The organism is Treponema sp. R6D11 (assembly GCF_054786075.1).
Genome location: NZ_BDHD01000336.1, coordinates 1 through 1,376, shown reverse-complemented (window position 1 = coordinate 1,376; position 1,376 = coordinate 1). Strand labels below are relative to the sequence as shown.

The following is a 1,376-nucleotide window of genomic DNA, read 5'->3' as shown; positions in this document are numbered from 1 at the left end:
GTGCGGTAATCGGCTAACGGCAGTTCCCCTATCCTTCCGTCAATTCCGGCGGAAATTCCTGGCTCCATATTTTCCCAGTCCACCCTTAACACTCGCTGTCTTACGTCATCAGGGTGGAGTCTTTTTATCGTATCGCCGTATGCCGCCTCCAGAATAGGGCCTGAATCAACCGTTTCAACCGCCGTTACCCTGTTTGCGGAGGAAAAGAAACCTTCTGTCCCGCTTATTGAATTTCCGTCATAAGTTACCGGCCTGAACGCCGCGCCCCGGACTATCGGCGGGGAAAGAATGACGGCGCCCGTTAATTCTTCCCCTATACCGTCAAAAACCGCTATCAGCCGCAAATATTTCGCGTCGGCAAGTTTTATTCTTTCCGCCTCCGTTACCGTAATACGCCCCATCCTAAACCTGCCGTCTATCCCCGCCGCGCCGTCTTGAAAAAGCGTCTTCTCCCAAACAAGCGACGGATTTTCATCGTACGCGAAATCCGCCCCGGAAAGCGAGCCGATTTGGACAATCAACTTAAAATTTGAAACAGAGCTTGAATTAAAACCGTAAAGCCTGAAAGGGATTTCTATTTCTGCGGCGCGGGAAACAATACTCGCGTCATAATCTAGCGGAACCTGAAAGCCAGTCCAATTTGCAGAATCGTTAAGGGTAAACTCCATAGCCAACGACTGCGCGTCGTTAATCTGCGGATCTTTTACCGGATAAGGCCTGTTAATCCCCGAAATAACGTTCGCCCCGCTCCAGCCCGCGGACATTAACGTGGAGCCCGTAACGCCGTTTCTGTAGTAATTTCTGTAGACAAGTTCCGCGCGGTTTTCGTATGACAAACCTGAAACAGCGGCTGAAACCGGCGGATTTGATAAAAACGAGGTTTCAGGCGGCAGGGACAATACGGTCTCGTGCCCTTCCATGCCCGCCGCCCTGTAAAGGCCGGTCGTATCTTTTTGATCAAGGGCGAAACCGGCGGTTATCTGCGCCTTTAAGTCGTCGTAATCCCAAGCCGTTTTCGCGCTTACGCCCACGGTGCCGGGGCTTGAGGAGCCTTCTTCGGTAAACGCAGACTCCGTCAAATTCCAGCGGACGCCGACCGCCGCCTGCGCCGAGAACGGGCTTCCCTCTTTTTGATATGTGACCCCGATACCGGAGGCGATGCTTCCAAGGCGGGTTTCTTCGTTGCGTTTAAGGTATGTTATTCGAATTAATTCGTTCGCGCCGGCAGGCCCGGTAAGCGTTAACTCCCCGGCAGACTGGTTACAAGGAAAATTTGTTTCCATAATCCCGCCCCGCCAAACCTGTATGGAAACGGGAACCACGTCCTCTCCCATTTGAAACGCCCCTACCCCGCCATAATTTGTAAATTTTTGGAA

Annotated in this window: 1 protein-coding gene; it reads right to left on the bottom strand. The window is 52.4% G+C overall.

The window, feature by feature from the left end; genetic code table 11:
* Positions 1 to 1,283, bottom strand: a 1,283-nt coding sequence (locus ACYVTD_RS12875) for a hypothetical protein (protein WP_461248144.1), incomplete at its 3' end; no start/stop codon positions are given.
* Between the last annotated feature and the right edge of the window lie 93 nt (positions 1,284 to 1,376).